The 18,078-nt window shown below is 42.5% G+C and carries 15 protein-coding genes; 9 read left to right on the top strand and 6 right to left on the bottom strand.

The window, feature by feature from the left end:
- The first annotated feature begins 11 nt into the window (after window positions 1-11).
- Complete coding sequence (locus tag ADA42_RS03295; RefSeq protein ID WP_004948238.1) at window positions 12-593, top strand: flavin reductase family protein; 582 nt, start codon at window positions 12-14, stop codon at window positions 591-593.
- Between the two features lie 49 nt (window positions 594-642).
- On the opposite strand, the gene ADA42_RS03300 is transcribed toward ADA42_RS03295, so the two are convergent.
- Window positions 643-2,289, bottom strand: coding sequence for an AMP-binding protein (locus ADA42_RS03300; RefSeq protein WP_004948240.1), 1,647 nt, complete (start codon window positions 2,287-2,289; stop codon window positions 643-645).
- 141 nt (window positions 2,290-2,430) lie between these two features.
- A complete protein-coding gene (locus ADA42_RS03305; RefSeq protein ID WP_048763559.1) occupies window positions 2,431-3,201 on the bottom strand; it encodes a 3-hydroxyacyl-CoA dehydrogenase in 771 nt (256 codons plus the stop codon).
- 166 nt (window positions 3,202-3,367) lie between these two features.
- Between ADA42_RS03305 and ADA42_RS03310 the strand changes: the two genes are divergently transcribed.
- Window positions 3,368-4,381 (top strand): AraC family transcriptional regulator, encoded by a 1,014-nt coding sequence (locus ADA42_RS03310; protein ID WP_171249909.1) that lies wholly within the window; start codon window positions 3,368-3,370, stop codon window positions 4,379-4,381.
- Here ADA42_RS03310 and prmC read toward each other — a convergent pair.
- Window positions 4,366-5,184: a peptide chain release factor N(5)-glutamine methyltransferase gene (gene prmC / locus ADA42_RS03315; RefSeq protein ID WP_004948248.1), complete on the bottom strand. Its 819-nt coding sequence runs from the start codon at window positions 5,182-5,184 to the stop codon at window positions 4,366-4,368. The genes ADA42_RS03310 and prmC overlap by 16 nt on opposite strands.
- Window positions 5,184-6,272: a peptide chain release factor 1 gene (prfA, locus tag ADA42_RS03320; protein WP_004938871.1), complete on the bottom strand. Its 1,089-nt coding sequence runs from the start codon at window positions 6,270-6,272 to the stop codon at window positions 5,184-5,186. Before prfA ends, prmC begins: the two co-directional genes overlap by 1 nt.
- Window positions 6,273-6,788: 516 nt before the next feature.
- On the opposite strand from prfA, the gene ADA42_RS03325 reads away from it, so the two are divergent.
- Both ADA42_RS03325 and ADA42_RS03330 read left to right on the top strand, forming a co-directional pair.
- Window positions 6,789-7,235: a glycine zipper domain-containing protein gene (locus ADA42_RS03325; protein ID WP_004938874.1), complete on the top strand. Its 447-nt coding sequence runs from the start codon at window positions 6,789-6,791 to the stop codon at window positions 7,233-7,235.
- 149 nt (window positions 7,236-7,384) lie between these two features.
- Complete coding sequence (locus ADA42_RS03330) at window positions 7,385-8,386, top strand: LLM class flavin-dependent oxidoreductase (protein WP_040053999.1); 1,002 nt, start codon at window positions 7,385-7,387, stop codon at window positions 8,384-8,386.
- Window positions 8,387-8,432: 46 nt separating this feature from the next.
- Here ADA42_RS03330 and ADA42_RS03335 read toward each other — a convergent pair whose 3' ends face one another.
- Both ADA42_RS03335 and ppsR read right to left on the bottom strand, forming a co-directional pair.
- Window positions 8,433-9,875, bottom strand: coding sequence for a putative bifunctional diguanylate cyclase/phosphodiesterase (locus ADA42_RS03335; protein ID WP_048763562.1), 1,443 nt, complete (start codon window positions 9,873-9,875; stop codon window positions 8,433-8,435).
- 213 nt (window positions 9,876-10,088) lie between these two features.
- Window positions 10,089-10,925: a posphoenolpyruvate synthetase regulatory kinase/phosphorylase PpsR gene (gene ppsR, locus ADA42_RS03340; protein WP_004938884.1), complete on the bottom strand. Its 837-nt coding sequence runs from the start codon at window positions 10,923-10,925 to the stop codon at window positions 10,089-10,091.
- 104 nt (window positions 10,926-11,029) lie between these two features.
- On the opposite strand from ppsR, the gene ppsA reads away from it, so the two are divergent.
- The 5 genes from ppsA to ADA42_RS03365 form a co-directional block, all read left to right on the top strand.
- Window positions 11,030-13,459 carry a phosphoenolpyruvate synthase gene (ppsA, locus tag ADA42_RS03345; RefSeq protein WP_171249908.1) on the top strand — a complete coding sequence of 810 codons (2,430 nt, stop codon included), beginning with the start codon at window positions 11,030-11,032 and terminating at the stop codon, window positions 13,457-13,459.
- Window positions 13,460-13,523: 64 nt separating this feature from the next.
- A complete protein-coding gene (locus tag ADA42_RS03350; RefSeq protein WP_004938891.1) occupies window positions 13,524-14,291 on the top strand; it encodes an RDD family protein in 768 nt (255 codons plus the stop codon).
- Window positions 14,292-14,587: 296 nt separating this feature from the next.
- The gene (cyoA, locus tag ADA42_RS03355; protein ID WP_004938892.1) at window positions 14,588-15,640 is read left to right on the top strand and encodes a ubiquinol oxidase subunit II; all 1,053 of its coding nucleotides are present in this window, start codon (window positions 14,588-14,590) and stop codon (window positions 15,638-15,640) included.
- A gap of 3 nt (window positions 15,641-15,643) precedes the next feature.
- Complete coding sequence (gene cyoB, locus ADA42_RS03360; protein WP_004938895.1) at window positions 15,644-17,635, top strand: cytochrome o ubiquinol oxidase subunit I; 1,992 nt, start codon at window positions 15,644-15,646, stop codon at window positions 17,633-17,635.
- 4 nt (window positions 17,636-17,639) lie between these two features.
- On the top strand, window positions 17,640-18,078 hold a 439-nt coding region (locus ADA42_RS03365; RefSeq protein ID WP_048763565.1), incomplete at its 3' end, for a cytochrome o ubiquinol oxidase subunit III.

The raw sequence follows: 18,078 nt of genomic DNA on the forward strand, positions 1-18,078 counted from the left end.
TAAAATTTTTTATGCATCATAATACACACATTCAATCGGTTGAATTACCCAAATCATATCGCTTGCTAAATCATGGTCCAACCGTATTGGTGTCTGCAAAGTCGGGAGATACAGAAAATGTCATGGCTGCCTCATGGGCCTGTGCACTTGAATTTTCACCCGCAAAAGTGACTGTGGTCTTAGATAAAAGTACACGAACGCGTCAACTGGTTGAGGAAAGCGGTTATTTTGCCTTACAGGTTCCTTGTCTTGCTCAAATTGATATGACCAAAGAACTGGGCACATTAAGCTTATTTAATGAACCCAATAAACTCGAGCAATGTGGAACCAAACTTTTTTATCAGGATGGGCTAGATGTACCACTTGTTGAAGGTTGTATCGCCTGGTTAGTGTGTAAACTTATTCCAGAACCCCACAACCAGCAAGAACATGATCTATTCATTGGCGCAGTTGTAGGTGCATGGGCAGATAATCGTGTATTTCGCGATGGACATTGGTATTTTGATGATGCCGATCCACAACTGAAAAGTTTACATTACATCGCTGGTGGAACGTTTTACACCATTGGTGATGAAGTAAAAACCGATAAATAAATACTTCAAAACAGGTTGAGCCACGGCACAACCTTCTTTTTTTTAAAGCCTAACTGATTAAAGCATGCATCTGCATTTTGTCGATTTCTTGCTGTTTGAGCACGCCACGCTGAATTTTTCCGCTAACGGTTTTGGGCAAAGCTGCCATGAATTCAATCTCTTTAGGATAGGCATGCTTTGATAATCGACCACGAACATACATCTGAAGCTTTTCTTTCAAAGCATCTGAAGCAAGGTGCTGTGGTTTAAGCACCACAAACGCTTTCACAATTTCAGTGCGTGCAGCATCAGGCTTACCAATCACTGCAGACTCAAGCACTTCTTCACATTCGAGCAAGGTACTTTCGACATCAAATGGGCCAACACGATAACCCGACGTTGTAATGACATCGTCTGCACGCCCGACAAAATCGATTCCTCCCAACTCATTGAGTTGAACAGTATCTCCAGTTAAATAATAATTACCTTTAAATGATTTTCGATTTGTACCTGCATAACCTTTAAACCACATGAGTGGCGATTGTGTCCAATCAATCGCCAACATGCCAACACCACCCTTTTCAAGTTCTTGCAATTGTTCATTTAAAACAGCAAAACGATGTCCAGGTATCGCAAAACCAGCCGATCCGATCTTGACTTCATGTTGAAGTGCATGATGATTACCTATCACCATACCCAATTCAGTTTGCCCATATTGGTCATAGATATCGACCTGAAGATATTCTTTAAACCAGTGAATCACTTCAGGCGTCAGCGGCTCTCCTGCACTACTTACCACTCTTAAATGTTGTGCAATTTGTGCATCAAATTTTTCTTTAAAGCCAAAGAACATCCGAAATGCTGTAGGAGAGCCTGTTAAATTGTTAATCTGATATTTCTGAAGTAATGTTACTGCACGATCGACACTAAACGGCTGTTCATCCAAGAGGATGCGATGTCCCATACTTAACGGGCCCGTAATTCCATAATACAATCCGTAAGCCCAGCCTGGATCTGCCAAATTCCAAAATGCATCTTCCGCTCTCAAATCTACAGCATGTTGCAAATAACCTTTAAATGCCAAAATGGCTTTAAGTGGTACAGGAACAGATTTGGCTAGCCCTGTGGTTCCCGAAGTGAACATGAGTAAAAAGTCATCTTCAAATGTTCGATACTCAACCGGACAGACCGACTCAAAGCGATTCAGCGTTGTCCAGAAATCTGGCAGATTTTGATTTGATTCATCACTTGCATCGACTACCAGTATCGAGTCTAAATTAAGCTGATTCAATTTATGCAGATGATCGGCATGTGTAACGATTAGCTGAGTATTTGCAGTTTCGATTCGATGCTGTATGGCTTTAGATTCAAACGCAGTAAATAAGGGTTGATAAATCGCACCAATTCGCCATGTGGCCAAAATTGTGATTAAAAGCTCGGGCGTTCGAGGCAATAACCCTGCAATACTGTCACCAACACGAATATTTTGACTTTTAAAAAAATTGGCCAATTGTGCTGAACGTAGATCGAGCTGCTCAAAGGTATAGTGTTCAACTTGGCCATGTTTTCCTTCCCAAATCAGCGCTGTTTTGTGTTGTCCAATATATCGGCCACAACATTCATCAAAGGCATTGATGTGTTGTGCCGAGCCATGAAGCTGTTGCTCTATCAGTTGATCTAGATCAAATTCTGCATATGCCTGTGCTAATGTTTTCATTTTTATCGTCTTGCTCTTCCATTTTGCTGACAGTTATCAATCTGTTTTCCATACGGCTTTTTTGTTTTTGTTGTCGTGGTTAAGAAGTGTATGACTCCCTCTTCACTCACCCACTAAATCGATTCCTACCTAGCTTAGGCTCTACTTTGGAGCCATTCGAATCGCGCCATCGAGTCGAATCACTTCACCATTGATATAGCTATTTTCTATAATATGACCAGCCAGTGCTGCAAATTCCTCTGGCCGCCCGAGTCTTGAGGGATACGGTACCATCTGGCCCAGCGCATCCTGTACCTGCTGAGGCATTGCTTTTAGCATGGGTGTTTCCATAATGCCGGGAGCAATCGTGACTACACGTATTGCATGTCGTGCCAGTTCACGTGCAATCGGCAAGGTCATGGAAACAATTGCACCTTTTGATGCCGCATAAGCAGCTTGTCCAATTTGACCATCAAATGCAGCAACAGACGCTGTATTAATAATCACGCCACGATCTTCATCATGCAGCGGATCGGTCTGTTTCAGCATGGCATCTGCCGCAAAGCGCAACATATTGAATGAACCTGTGACATTAATATTCATCACTTTTTGAAATAATGCGAGATCATGCAGGCCGTCTTTTCCCACCACTTTGGCTGAAGGGCCAATCCCTGCGCAATTGATCAGGCCATGTAGCGCGGCATGCTGTTGAAGATACTCCTCAAAAAAACGTTGTACTTCATTTTCACTCGTTACATCGAGCTGAAAAAACTGAGCACCATTACCCAGACGGGCTGCTGTGGCCTGTCCGGCCTCGAGATTCATATCAATCAAACTCACATGGGCTTGCTGAGCAATTAAATACTCTGCCGTTGCAGCACCCAAACCAGAAGCCGCACCCGTCACAATAAAATGCTTATCCTTAATTTTCATTACTATTTTTACCTACTGAATGCTTATTGCGAATTCACACTTACAGGTTAAAATCGAACGAACCGAAGTACAATTTCAAAACACCTCAATTCTACTGAGGTATTTGGCCAGTGAATTAGAACGTTCAATGTGGCTTTTTCAGATATGGGATATTCAAAACGTGACGATGCAACACACCAAAGGTACTATTTCAATCGCACTTGTCAATGAAGCCCTGAGTGTCGCCCTCGCACGTGGCATTTTTATCGATCAAATTGCTCTACGTGCAGGTATTTCACCTGAATTGCTGGCATATCCTAAGGCGCGTATTTCAGTATCGGCTTATGCGCAGCTCTGGATTGAAATTGCCAAATGTCTGAATGATGAATTTTTTGGCATGGACTCACATCCAATGCGTTATGGAAGTTACAAACTTCTTTGCTACCTCATCATCTCGACAGACACAACAGAAATGGCGCTTCGTACTATTTTGGATTATTTTAATTTACTTCTCGATGATACTCGCGCACGACTCGAGATAGACCAGCATAAGGCTTATATTTATCTCGATGACCAGACACACATCAAACGCATGTTTACCTATGCCACCTATATCATGTTGGTTCATGGCTTGCTGTGCTGGATTTCAGATCAGCGTATTCCAATTCATCAGATTCGTGTGAAATGCGCTCAACCTGAATATCCGCAAGATTATTATGTGCGATTCTGTGAAAATATCGTATTTGATGATACGGTTAACTGCATTGAAATTGATCTGAGTTATTTAACGCTAAAAGTAAAAAAAGATAAAAAAGCTGCACATGCCTTTTTAGAACAGGTACCGCATAATTTGCTGGTCAAATATAAAAATGAAAATGCGCTGAGTGTTATTATTCGCAGGCAATTGATACATCTACATCCTTCGAGCTGGCCTGAACTCAAAATACTGGCACAGCAGCTATGCTTATCAGAAGCCACCATTCAACGGCGATTAAAAAATGAAAATACCAGCTATCAGCAGCTGAAAAATGATATCCGCTGCGATATTGCGATTGATCGATTGACCCATACACAACAAAGCATTCAAGAAATTAGTGATGCACTTAACTTCCATGAAGCCAGTGCATTTCATCGTGCATTCAAAAAATGGACTGGTGTGAGCCCAGGAGCCTATCGGCAGCAGACTCAACCCTTCATCTGACCCAAACTGATACGGTCATTTCCACCATAATCTTTTACTGTTTGCACCTGCGCAAACCCTGCTGCACTAAAAATCTGCCGCACCGCATTACCTTGATCATAGCCATGTTCGAGCACCAACCATCCATCAACATTGAGCCACTGAGGTGCCTGCTTGATAATATGCTCAAGATCAGACAAACCCTGATGATCTGCAACCAAGGCACGACGTGGTTCTGTAGCCAAGTGCTGCATGTGCACATCATCGGCATCAATATAGGGCGGATTAGATACAATCAAATCAAATCGCTGTGCGGGAATTGCCTCATACCATGCACCGCACACAAACTCCACCCGATCTAGCTGATGCTTCTGGGCATTTTTTGCGGCAATATCTAGTGTAGGTTGATAAATATCTGTCGCCAATACGCGCCAGTCTGGACGCTCTTTTGCCAGAGACAGCGCAATCGCGCCAGTTCCTGTTCCTAAATCAACCACGTTACTGTGCTTGGGCAAGGTTAATTCGAGTACCGTTTCAATCAGGATTTCGGTGTCTGGTCGTGGTACTAGCGTATCTTTAGTCACGATCAGATCCAGACTCCAAAATGGCTGCGAACCCGTGATGTAGGCCAAAGGCTCACCTTGTGCCAAGCGCATTAAGCCATCAAGATAAGCTTGCTCTTGCTCTGAACTCAATACTTGTAACGAACGCATTCTAAGCTCTAGCGCACTAAGATGAACAATATGTTCAAGCAGCCAGATTGCCTCTTGCCGTTCATAGCTGTCAGGCTCACCACGCAAATTTAGTGCTTGCGCAATATTCATCAACCACCATTCTCTTGTGCCAACATGGCCAATTGATCAGCCTGATATTCACGATGCAAACTATCGAGTAATTCAGTCAAATCACCTTCCATAATGGCATCCAATTTATAAAGCGTTAAATTGATACGATGATCCGTCATTCGACCTTGCGGATAGTTATAGGTACGAATACGTTCTGAACGGTCGCCCGATCCCACCAAATCACGTCGCATTTCCGAGGTCGCACTTTCTTGCGCAGCACGTTTTGCATTTTCTAAACGAGATGCCAATAGTGCTAACGCCTTGGCCTTGTTTTTATGCTGTGAACGTTCTTCTTGACACTCAACCACAACACCCGTTGGAATATGCGTAATACGCACTGCCGAATCGGTTTTGTTGACGTGCTGACCACCGGCACCCGACGCACGATAGGTATCGATACGTAAATCGGCTGCATTAATTTCAACGGTAGTGTCTACATCGACTTCAGGCAAAATCGCAACTGTACAGGCAGAGGTATGCACACGACCTTGAGATTCAGTTGCCGGAACACGTTGTACGCGATGCGCACCACTTTCAAATTTTAAACGGCCATATACGCTATCGCCATCGACACGGCAAATCACTTCCTTATAGCCGCCGTGTTCGCCTTCATTTTCAGACAACACTTCAATACGCCAGCCTTGGGTCTCGGCATATTTGCTGTACATACGGAATAAGTCGCCAGAGAAAATCGCAGCTTCATCACCACCCGTGCCTGCACGAATTTCGAGATAAGCCGCATTGGCATCGTTTGGATCTTTAGGGATCATCAAAATATTTAACTGGCCCTCGAGCGTTTCAATTAAAGCACGGTTTTCTTTGATCTCCTCTTGTGCCATATCCTTAAAATCAGGATCTTCCAGCATTTCTTCTGCTGTTTTGATGTCTTCTTCAGCCTGACGATACTGTCCCCAAACCTGCACAATCTCATTTAAGTCACTGTGCTCACGCGATAATTTTCGAAAGCGTTTATTGTCTGAAATAACTTCGGCGTCGGCCAACAATGCATTCAGCTCTTCATGACGATCACACAATTGATCTAAACGTAAACGTAGCGATTCTTTCATAAGAAGAACAATCTCAATAAATCTGGTTGGTTAGCTTTAATCTGACTAAGACTTGACAAACCATCTAAGAATAAAAAATTGCGCATAGTTTACAGACTCTCCTATGCAAAAGACATAGCGATTGCGCAGTAAGGAAAAAACCAAGTTGTTTTTTTAATGATTCACAAAGCTAATAAAGGAATATCAAACGGTTTGAATAACCTAAAAACGAAAAGCAACCCCTCAAAACTTTAATTTCTTATTAATGAAAAATTAATCAAACTATGAATAAAATGATTAAATTTATATAAATCAATTTTTTGAAACAAAAAATGCTTCTTTATTGCGTATATTTCCATCAAATAAAATAAATAAGTTCTTCATATTTAGGGGTAATGACACAAAACATCACAATCTGCACACCAAATCGTAATAGTCTGGATGATCGTCTTCACACTTTTTGACTCATCTCTTGTTACATTTACTTCAACGAAATATAGAAGGTCCTGTATCCACACACGGGGCATGGAGTTAAAAATGAAAATTAAAACTTGGTTAATGAGTGCCGTGATCGCGAGTTCATCAATGATGGCCATTTCAGCACATGCAGACAATACCACACGTGTCGCTGCAACATCTGCTTTGGGTAGTGTCGTGGGTACTGCATTGGGTAAACAAATGGGCGGTCAGTCTGGTGCCATGATTGGTTCTGCATTGGGTGGCGCTGGTGGTGCTGCCGTCGCAAGTAACCGTCGTGACCGTACCTCTTCTGCTATTGGTGGTGGTTTAGGTGGTGTTGGTGGTTATACCGTAGGTCGTAATGTCGGTGGTACAAATGGCGGTTACATTGGTGCAGCTCTAGGTGCAGCAGGTGGTTCAGCTTTAGGTAACAAGATTTCTAAAGATCGTGCCGAAGAGCGTTATTACGACAATGGTAATCATCGCGGCTGGAAAAAACATCACCGTCACCATCGTCGCTACTAATTTATCTTTACTGATACCGAAGGCAGCATTTCACATGCTGCCTTTTTTGTTTGTAAAAATTTACAAAGTCAATTTTATTTATCGTTTTTTATCGATATAAAATATCGTATAATATCGAAAAACATCGATATATGAGAGTAGATATGTCTATCACGTCGCTTAAAGATACACAGTTTTCCATTCTCGAATTAGCTTCTGTGCGTGACGACAAAAGCATTCAGTTTACTTTGCAGCATGCCCTGCAACTTGCACAACATGCAGAACAGCTGGGTTATCGTCGTTTTTGGCTTGCCGAACATCACAATATGGATGGTATTGCTAGCTCTGCAACGGCCGTCATGATTGGCTATATCGCAGCAAACACACAATCTCTTCGACTCGGTTCGGGCGGTATCATGCTCCCCAATCATGCTCCTTTGGTTGTTGCAGAGCAGTTTGGAACCTTGGCAACGCTTTATCCAGACAGAATTGAACTCGGACTTGGCCGCGCTCCCGGTACCGACCAAATGACCATGCGTGCGCTGCGCCGCGGGCATAAGGAAACTGAAGAGCAATTTCCACAAGATGTTGCAGAGATTCTTCGCTACTTTGATACGCCAAAACCAGACCAATCCATTATCGCCACGCCCGGGCACAGTACCCATGTTCCCGTTTGGCTGCTCGGATCGAGTTTATTTAGTGCTCAATTGGCCGCAAAATTAGGCTTACCGTATTCATTTGCATCCCACTTTGCACCGCGTATGCTCGGGCAGGCGATCCAACTGTATCGTGATAATTTTCAGCCTTCAAAATATTTAGACCAACCGTATGTATCGATGGGTGTGCCGACTGTTGTGGCAGAAACGGATGAAGAAGCAAACTATCTTGCAACCAGTGCTTATCAACGTATATTAGGACTGATGCGAGGTCAAAGTCTGCGCCTTAAAGCACCTGTGGATTCAATGGATTTACTTTGGGGGCCAGCAGAAAAACTCTCTGTAGAAAACTTTTTTGGTATGGCTCAAATTGGTTCGGTCGAACGAGTTAAAGCTGGTCTTGAAGAACTTGTCGATCAATACGCCGTGGATGAGTTTATTTTTACCTGCGATATTTACGATACGCAAAAACGCTTGGATAATTTCAGTTATCTAATGGACATCAAAAACGCGTAGCCTAATATGCATGGCTTGACGCGCCAAATAAGCAGCTTAAATTATATTATGATAAAAGTGCTTTGGCTTCAGCAGGAGCCAAAGCATGGCTAAACAAAAAGCCCTGCCCGATTTCACAGCCTTGTTGTTTGAGTAATTCTAGCTGGTGAACATTTTCAATGCCTTCGGCAACCACATCGATCCCCAAATTTGAGCTCATACTGATGATCGATTGAACAATCGCAAAAATGAGTTTTTCTTGCTCCATACGCTGCACGAAATCACAGTCTATTTTAAGGCAATCCACAGGTAAATTTGCCAGACGAGTCAGAGATGAATGCCCTGTACCAAAATCGTCTAGTGCGATTCGTATTCCCTCGTGTTTGAGCTTGTTCAATGCACGCGAAATATAGGCTTTACCATGTTCATCTAAAAGATGCTCAGTAATTTCAATTTCGACCAAAGAATGCGGAATATTGAAACGATCTAACCGATCAAGCAAAAGTTCAGCATAATTATCTTTTAAAAATTCCACGGGTGCGGCATTAATCGAGACAGGCACCATATCTAAACCTTGATCAATCCATTCGGCCATATCCCGAAAAACACGTAGCTGCATGATTTCACTCAAGCGGCTAGCGAGGTTATAGTCTTCAAAAGCATTTTTAATGCGTCTGGGCAGTTGAAGCTGATCATGCTGATCATACCAGCGCAGCAATGCTTCAAAACCGGTGAGTTGACCATTTTTTAAATTAAATTTTGGCTGATAAAAAGGACAAATTAGATTGTGCCTTAAGATATAACGGGCACAATTGAATTGTTGTGCAATCACATTTTGCTCAATTTGCATTTCACGTTTAAAAATACAGTATCCACCACGTCCTGAAAGTTTTAAGCGACACAATGCGATATTGGCAGCTTGTACAACGTTCATGGTATCCGTCACATCACGAGGATAAATGGCACATCCTGCACTAATATTACTTTCTATAATTTGATCTAAATATTCAATTGGTCTCGAAATTTCTTGATGAATCAGTGCATAGGTTTCAATGAGGTAAGCATCAGAATGAATATGAGGAATAAGTAATGCAAACTCATCACTACCCAATCGTGTGAAGAAAACTTCTTGCGGTAAAACGCGTTGAACTCGCTCTGCAAGCGTTTTTAAGATTTGATCGCCAACCAAATGTCCATGATTACTATTAATTTGATTAAAATAATCGAAATCAAACAAAATTAATCCAAACGACTCATCAAGTTTGATCTGGCACTCTCTCATCATCAAGTTTAGTTTCTTATTAAATCCCGATTGATCTGGCAAACCGGTTAAGGCGTCTATTTCAGTGCTGTGTTCTGCGACGTCTTCAATATGAACATTGTACTGGTGTGAGATATTTTCTGACAAGGGATGAACCGCAAGGTGATGAGCGGTCTTGTGCAAGCGAATACGATCAACTTTTGAATCAAGTTCATAACAGCCAAGATGACGTGGAGTCATAAGATTCATACGCATCTCTCCTACTTACGAATGAAAAAAGTCAATGTAACTGCCACCCATGGTAGATTATAAAACTAAAATGTGACGCAATTTACATTTGGTTTGTACACTTATTGTCATAATTTTTCAAGTTTTAATTTTAGTACTCAATGAGTAAAGTCAAACAAAACAACGATAAAGAGAAATACATTTTTTGTATTTCTCTTTTTAAATCAAAATAAATTAGCCAATTCGGCGTTTCAAACCCGTTGTTTGAAGAATGCGAGTCGAAATTTCCTCAATCGACATTTCAGAAACATCTAAATACGGAATGCCTTCCGAAATAAAAATCCCTTCGACTGCACGCAGCTCCATCTGACACTGACTATAGCTGGCATAGCGACTATTGGCTTTACGTTCTGTTCGAATTGCGACCAAACGTTCCGCATCAATCATTAAACCAAATAGCTTGTTTTTATGCTCTTTGAGCACTTTAGGTAAGCGGTTATCGTCGAGATCTTCTTCTGTCAATGGATAGTTGGCAACTCGAATACCAAATTGCAAAGATAAGTAGATCGATGTAGGCGTTTTACCTGATCGCGATACCCCGATTAAAATAATATCTGCTTTATCATAATGTCGTGTCAATGCGCCATCATCATTGTCTAGTGCAAAATGCACTGCATCGATACGTGCCTTATAATATTCCGAGTCAGTAACTGCATGCGTCTGACCCACTAAAGTGGTAGGTGACGTTCCAAGTTCTTGCTCAAGCTTACTGATCAGCCCTTCAAAAACATCTAGATTGACGGCTTTGGCCGTATTAATAATTTCACGTACATTGGGATCGACTAAAGTATCAAATACCAATGGTAGGGTTCCATCACGCGACTGGCACTGATTAATCGATTCTACAATGTTCATAGCCGCTTCTTCTGTTGCAATATACGGCATGATATGAATATCAAAGTCTACGTTAGGAAATTGTGCAAGCAATGAATGTCCGAGAGTTTCTGCTGTAATGGCAGTTCCGTCCGAAATAAAGAACACACTGCGCTTAATTTGTTTTCCTTCAGACATCAAAATTCTCCTCACAGATTTGTCTTAGTGCTATATAATCTTTATAGTAAACTGATCTTATATAACTGTCGCTTAGTAAAATCAAAACCTAAGGACATTTAATCATGTCTTCATGCCAAGATAGTACTAAATACTGGAAATGTGGAGTAGAAACATTGGAAGCGCGCGTAATCGGTCTAGAAAAATTAGGGAAGCACGACGTCGAACTTGTAGGTGGGAAAAACTCATCTCTGGGTGAAATGATCAGCCACTTATCCAATGCTGGCGTATCAGTACCAGGTGGCTTCGCGACAACAGCTGGCGCTTATCGTGAATTCCTCGATCAAAGTGGACTCAACGCTAAAATTCAAGCAGAACTTGCCCAGTTAAATGTAGAAGACGTGAATGCCCTAGCGCAGTCAGGTGCTAAAATTCGTCAGTGGATTATTGAGACTCCTCTGACGCCAGAATTTGAAAAAGAAGTCCGCGAAGCATTTAGTGCTTTGTCAAACGGCAACCCGGAAATCGCGGTTGCCGTTCGTTCTTCAGCTACAGCTGAAGACTTGCCTGACGCTTCTTTTGCAGGCCAACAAGAAACCTTCCTGAATATCCGTGGCATTGACAATGTTCTGATTGCCATCAAAGAAGTTTTTGCCTCATTGTACAATGACCGTGCAATTGCCTATCGTGTTCACCAAGGTTTTGATCACGATGTTGTGGCATTATCTGCTGGTATTCAGCGCATGGTTCGCTCAGAAACTGGCGCTGCAGGCGTAATGTTTACTCTAGACACAGAATCTGGATTCAGAGATGTCGTATTCATCACAGCCTCATATGGCTTAGGTGAAATGGTTGTACAAGGTGCTGTCAACCCTGACGAATTTTATCTTTCTAAACCATTAATACGTAATGGCAAACATGCTGTACTACGCCGTAATCTTGGTTCTAAACACCAAAAGATGATTTATGGTGACGAAGGCGCTGCAGGCAAGTCTGTAGTTGTGGTTGACGTCGAGAAACAAGAACGTCAGCAATTTGCACTGAATGATCACGAACTACAAGAATTAGCCAAACAAGCACTTATTATTGAATCTCACTATGGCGCACCAATGGATATTGAATGGGCCAAAGATGGAGATGACGGTCAGATTTATATCGTTCAAGCGCGTCCTGAAACGGTTAAAAGCCGTCAAAATGTAGGCACAATGGAGCGTTACTTACTCAAACAACGCGGAACAGTTGTATGCGAAGGTCGCTCGATTGGTCAGCGTATTGGCGCAGGTAAAGTTCGCATTGTGACGTCGATCAAAGAAATGGATAAAGTCCAAGACGGTGATGTTCTGGTTTCAGACATGACAGATCCAGACTGGGAACCAGTGATGAAACGCGCAGCGGCGATTATCACCAACCGTGGTGGTCGTACTTGTCACGCAGCAATTATTGCACGCGAGTTGGGTGTACCTGCAATCGTGGGTTGTGGTAATGCGACCGAAGTCTTGAATGATGGTCAGGAAGTGACTGTTTCATGTGCTGAAGGCGACACAGGCTTTATCTATGAAGGCGCACTGGACTTTGAAGTACAGCGCAACTCGATTGAGTCAATGCCAAAACTACCGTTTAAAATCATGATGAACGTGGGTAACCCAGACCGCGCATTTGACTTTGCTCAAATTCCAAACGAAGGTATTGGTCTTGCACGTCTTGAATTCATCATCAACCGTATGATTGGTGTTCACCCGAAAGCGTTGCTGAATATCGACAGCTTGCCACGTGAAACACGTGCTGCTGTGCTGGCGCGTACTGCGGGTTACACCTCACCAATCGATTTTTATGTCGAAAAACTGGTTGAAGGTATTTCTACTTTGGCAGCTGCATTTGCTGAAAAGCCAGTCATTGTGCGTATGTCAGATTTTAAATCGAACGAATATGCCAACCTTATTGGTGGAAAGCTTTACGAGCCAGAAGAAGAAAACCCAATGTTGGGCTTCCGTGGTGCAAGCCGTTACGTATCGGACAACTTCCGCGACTGCTTCGAGCTTGAATGCCGTGCATTGAAAAAAGCACGTGATGAAATGGGTCTTACCAACATCCAGATTATGATTCCGTTTGTTCGTACTGTTGCAGAAGCAAAACGAGTGATCGAACTCTTGGCACTCAATGGTCTTAAGCGTGGTGAAAATGGTCTTAAAGTGATCATGATGTGCGAATTGCCAACCAATGCCCTACTTGCCGAGCAATTCTTGGAGCACTTTGATGGTTTCTCGATTGGTTCAAACGATTTAACTCAATTAACGCTCGGACTCGATCGTGACTCTGGTATTGTTTCTCATCTGTTTGATGAGCGCGACCCAGCAGTTAAGGCATTGTTATCAATGGCCATTCATGCATGTCGTAAGGCAGGCAAATATGTGGGTATTTGTGGACAAGGCCCATCTGACCATCCAGATCTAGCTAAATGGCTTATGGAACAAGGTATTGAGTCTGTTTCATTAAACCCAGATTCTGTTCTTGATACATGGTTCTTCTTAGCAGAAGAAAAAATCAAGCAAGCCTAATTATTCGAAAAAAAGGCCCATTCGTGGGTCTTTTTTCATCATTGGATGTTGAGATTAAAGACTTATGCAAATTTATTTGGCGCGCAATAATCAACAAGCTGGCCCATACACCTTAGAACAACTGAATCAGATGTTGGCGAGTCAACAGGTGCTCTTAACCGATTTGGCTTGGCATGAAGGTATGACCGAATGGAAAGCCTTAGGTGAGTTAACGCAAGGTAAACTTTTTTATCAGCCACAAATGCCACAAACTCAAGCGTATGAATTACCGTCAGCAGAAATTCATCACAATGATGTGATCAAACACGTTCAAGTGAATAACAAAGCGATCATCACGCCAGCCAAAGTAGGAAAGCGTATTTCTGCGAAGTTGGTTGATCTTTTACTTTTTACGTTGCCACAGATTTTAGTGACACTGGCTTTTTTACCTCGTGACCTGATTCAGCAAGCACAAAGTTTTGATGTGAACGAACAGATCAAGATCGCAGAAGCCATGTCCAACAATATGCCATCTTGGGTTCCGATGGTCTTACTCGCCTACACCCTCGGGCTGCTGTTTGTTCAAAACTTTTTGATCTCAAAAAGCGGTCAATCGATCGGCAAGAAACTTTTCAAATTACAGATTGTCGACGCCACAACCAACAAGTTAGTGGGCCAATTCCGTGGATTTTTTATTCGCTCTTTCTTGTTCATTATTCTTTCACAATTCGTGAGCCTATTTCCGTTAATCGCCATCGTGTTTATTGCCGATCTCGTTTTGTTTTTCTCAAAAGGAAACAACAGCTTACATGACCGTCTTGCAAAAACAAAAGTGATTGATATTTCTAAATAATTATCGCTTAAAATTTACACTGCGCAGTTCATTTCTTGAGCTTGATGTGCCTGCTGTCAAACCGCTAGAATAAGCTAAACCGAGTGAAAAACTCAGGTTTATCAACAGGCATATAAAGCGACTTTTGTATAGCTTAGTTTGTCGTTATCAGGCATAATGCCCTACAACGTAGCAGTGTCTCATGATCGAGAAATATGTTCTATTTTACATAGAAATTATTCTTCTCAATCATGCGACACTTTTATCGCTATCCCGTTTTTTCAAACGGGAATGGGACTCTTCACCGAGGTTGTAAAATGAGACAAACGATTTTAGCTGTATTGTCTTTATCTACGATTGCCGCACTTTTAACAGGGTGTGGTGGTGATATGGTACTTCTAAACTCAAAAGGTCCAGTGGGTCAGGGTCAAGGCGACCTCATGATGACTGCGATCTACCTAATGTTATTGGTGGTTATCCCATCAATTATCATGGCACTGTGGTTTAGTTGGAAATATCGCGCGTCGAATAAAGATGCAGACTATAAACCTACATGGGCACATTCAACTGCAATCGAGATTGTAGTATGGGGTGTTCCAGTCATTATTATTGGTATTCTAGCTTGGTTAACTTGGTGGGGTTCCCACAAGTATGACCCATACCGCCCTCTGGATTCAGATAAAGCACCTTTGACTATTCAGGTTATTGCTGAACAGTTTAAGTGGATTTTTATCTATCCTGAACAAAATATTGCAACGGTTAATGAAGTACGTTTCCCAGAAAAAACTCCATTAAGCTTCAAAATCACCTCTAACTTTACGATGAACTCGTTCTTCATTCCACAGTTAGGCGGACAGATTTATGCAATGGCGGGCATGCAAACTCATTTGCATTTGCAAGCTGATGAAACTGGTGTATTCCGCGGTATATCATCAAACTACTCAGGTTACGGTTTCTCACAAATGCGTTTTAAAGCGCACAGTGTAACTGACGCTGAATTTGCTCAATGGGTTGAAGCAGTAAAAGCTGGTAAGGGTAATACAATTAATCCTGCCGCTGTTCAAAAAGGTCTTCTTGATCAGCCTGAACTTGCTGCGCTTAAAGACGGTGACCGTTCTAAACACCAGATCGAAGCTTTAGTCAACCGTGCCAAAGCTGCTGGTGATGAAGAAGCTCTTGCGAAAGCTGAAGCGATGAAGCCGTTCCCGAACAAGCCACACCCTGTGACATATTACTCTTCGGTTGAACCTAAATTGTTTGAAACAGTTATCAATCGTTACATGAGTAACTATCATGGTGCTGATCACTCTGCTGGACATGCAACGGCAGACACTCATGCTGCAGCTCCACACGCTGCTCAAGGGGAATAAGACATGGATATGATTTTTGGCAAACTGGGTTGGGATTCTATTCCAACAGAGCCGATTGTACTCGTTACCATGGTCATTATGGCAATTGGTGCAATTGCTGTTTTTGGCGGGATCACTTACTTTAAAAAGTGGGGATACCTCTGGAATGTATGGTTTAAAACTGTAGACCATAAAAAGATTGGTATCATGTATATCATCGTATCCGTGATCATGCTTTTGCGTGGTTTCGCAGATGCGATCATGATGCGTCTTCAACTTTTCCTCGCCCGTGGCGGTGGTGAAGGTTACTTGCACCCAGACCACTACGATCAGATCTTTACCGCACACGGTGTGATCATGATTTTCTTCGTGGCAATGGGTCTTGTAGTGGGTATGATGAACATTTCTGTTCCACTACAGATTGGTGCACGTGACGTAGCATTCCCTTTGCTTAACTCTTTAAGCTTCTGGTTATTTGCTGGTGCGGCTGGCCTGATGATGGCTTCGCTTGTACTTGGTGAGTTTGCTGCAACAGGTTGGATGGCTTACCCGCCTCTATCTGGTATTCAGTATTCACCAGGCGTAGGTGTTGATTACTATATCTGGGCGCTTCAGGTTTCTGGTTTAGGTACACTTTTATCTGGTGTTAACTTCTTTGTTACCATCATTAAAATGCGTGCACCAGGCATGAAACTTATGGACATGCCAATCTTTACCTGGACATCTTTGTGTACTGCGGTACTGATTATTGCTGCATTCCCTGTGCTAACAGCAACTCTAGCTATGCTAACGCTTGACCGTTACTTTGGCTTCCATTTCTTCACAAACGAGCTTGGCGGTAGCCCAATGCTGTATGTGAACTTGATCTGGACATGGGGTCACCCTGAAGTATATATCTTGGTACTTCCAGCATTTGGTTTGTATTCAGAAATTGTTGCAACGTTCTCCCGCAAGACACTTTTTGGTTACAAATCAATGGTGTATGCAACAATTGCAATTACTGTGCTTGCGTTCGTCGTTTGGTTACACCACTTCTTTACTATGGGTGCTGGTGCCAACGTTAACGCATTCTTCGGTATCATGACCATGGTCATTGCAATTCCGACTGGTGTGAAAATCTTCTCATGGTTATTTACCATGTATAAAGGTCGTATCACTTTCGAAACGCCAATGCTTTGGACAATCGGCTTCTTGGTTACCTTTGGTATTGGTGGTCTGACCGGTGTTCTTATGGCTGTACCGCCAGCAGACTTCTTGGTTCACAACTCCCTGTTCCTTATTGCTCACTTCCATAACGTTATTATTGGTGGTGTGGTATTTGGTATGTTTGCAGGTATCATTTTCTACTGGCCAAAAATGTTTGGCTGGAAGCTTAATGAAGCTTGGGGCAAAGCAGCGTTCTGGTTCTGGTTCTTTGGTTTCTATTTTGCATTCATGCCGCTTTATATCCTTGGTTTCATGGGTATGACTCGTCGTTTGAATACATATGACAACCCTGAATGGGACCCGTACTTGGCTATTGCACTCTTTGGTGCCGTGCTTGTTGCAATCGGTATTGCATGTTTCTTGATGCAAATTATTGTAGGTTTCCTACAACGTCATCAAAACATGGACCATACAGGCGATCCATGGGATAGTCGTGTGCTCGAGTGGTCTACCTCTTCTCCTGCTCCGTTTTATAACTTTGCTAAAATTCCTGAAATCCGTGGTATTGACACGTTCTGGACTGACAAAGAAAACGGTGTAGCGTATGCACGCCCGACTAAATATGAAGACATTCATATGCCAACAGACCGTGCAGCTGGCTTTGTTATGGCGATGTTTATCAGCGCTATGGGCTTTGCACTTATCTGGCACATCTGGTGGCTAGTAGCAGTAACGTTTATTGCTTCAGTTGTAAGCCTGATTCGCAGTTCATTCACAAAAGAAGTGGATTACTACGTACCTGCTGCTGAAGTTGAGCGTATCGAAAACGAACGTTACGCGTTACTTGAAAAACACTTGAAGAAGGACTAAGTAAATGGCTGAAGTACTTCATCACGAAAACCATGGACACGACGATCATCATGAACATGATGATACGGACTTAACGGTCTTTGGTTTTTGGACATACTTGATGAGTGACTTGATTTTATTCGGTACACTCTTCATCGCGTTCGCTGTATTGAGCAGCCATGTTCCACCAGGCACACCAACAGCACACGATTTGTTCAGTGAATCATTAGGTTTTGTTTTAACTGAAACATTTGCCCTCTTGATCTCATCTGTAACGTTTGGTTTTGCGGTTCTTGCATCATACAAAAAGAACGTCAACCAAGTGATTGTATGGCTTTTTGTCACCTTCATTTTTGGTGCATCGTTCATTGGTATGGAACTTTATGAATTTCATCATTTAGTTCACGCTGGACATGGTCCAAGCACAAGTGCGTTCTTATCTGCGTTCTTTACCTTGGTAGGTA

Origin of the sequence: Acinetobacter sp. 243_ASPC, from assembly GCF_001054715.1 — a bacterium.
In the GTDB taxonomy this organism is placed as follows: Bacteria; Pseudomonadota; Gammaproteobacteria; order Pseudomonadales; family Moraxellaceae; genus Acinetobacter; species Acinetobacter soli.